This is a genomic window from Klebsiella sp. S69 (assembly GCF_016516145.1).
In the GTDB taxonomy this organism is placed as follows: domain Bacteria; phylum Pseudomonadota; class Gammaproteobacteria; order Enterobacterales; family Enterobacteriaceae; genus Klebsiella; species Klebsiella oxytoca.
The window spans coordinates 1-1,212 of sequence record NZ_JACVUU010000071.1; the positions used below are offsets into that span (position 1 = coordinate 1).

The 1,212-nt window shown below is 58.1% G+C and carries 1 protein-coding gene; it reads left to right on the forward strand.

The genetic code is table 11. From position 1 onward, the window contains the following. The coding region (locus tag IAE27_RS29245) for an Ig-like domain-containing protein (protein WP_227685352.1) at positions 1-1,212 on the forward strand (1,212 nt) is incomplete at both ends.

The following is a 1,212-nucleotide window of genomic DNA, read 5'->3' on the forward strand; positions in this document are numbered from 1 at the left end:
GAGGACGGACGCTGGAGCTTCACGCCGGACACCCTGGACGAGGGCGACCACAGCCTGAGCACTACCGTGACGGACAAGGCCGGGAACGTCAGCGAGCGTTCCCCGGCGTTTGAGCTGACGGTGGATACAATCGTGACTCCGGTCAGCGATCTGCAGGTGACTGATAATGCAGGAGAAGACACGGGTACACTGAACAGCGGCAACGTAACGGATGATGACACGCCGACCCTGAGCGGTACCGCCGAAGCGGGGGCCACGGTCACCATCTATGACGGCGACACGGTACTGGGTATGGTGGTTGCCGGTGAGGACGGACGCTGGAGCTTCACACCTGATGCGCTGGACGAAGGCAGCCACAGCCTGAGCACCACGGTGACCGATTTGGCCGGGAACGTCAGCGAACGCTCCCCGATTTTTGAGTTAACTGTCGATCTCAGCGACGACACCGACAGCGACTCGGATAGTGACAGTGATTCGGACTCTGACAGCGACTCGGATTCCGACAGCGATTCTGACTCTGACAGCGACTCCGACAGTGACTCGGATAGCGACAGCGATTCGGATTCGGACAGCGATTCTGACTCTGACAGCGACTCGGATAGCGACTCGGATTCCGACAGCGATTCTGACTCTGACAGTGACTCGGATTCGGACAGCGATTCGGATAGCGACAGCGATTCTGACTCTGACAGCGACTCCGACAGTGACTCGGATAGCGACAGCGATTCGGATTCGGACAGCGATTCTGACTCTGACAGCGACTCGGATAGCGACTCGGATTCCGACAGCGATTCTGACTCTGACAGTGACTCGGATTCCGACAGTGACTCGGACTCTGACAGCGACTCGGACTCTGACAGTGACTCGGATTCTGACAGCGATTCGGACTCTGACAGTGACTCCGATTCTGACAGTGACTCGGATAGCGACAGTGACTCGGATTCGGACTCTGACAGCGATTCTGACTCCGACAGCGACTCGGACTCTGACAGCGATTCCGACTCTGACAGCGATTCCGACTCTGACAGTGACTCCGACAGTGACTCGGATAGCGACAGCGACTCGGACTCTGACAGCGACTCGGATTCTGACAGCGACTCGGACTCTGACAGCGACTCGGACTCTGACAGCGACTCGGACTCTGACAGCGACTCGGATTCCGACAGCGATTCGGACTCTGACAGTGACTCCGATTCTGACAGTGACTCGGAT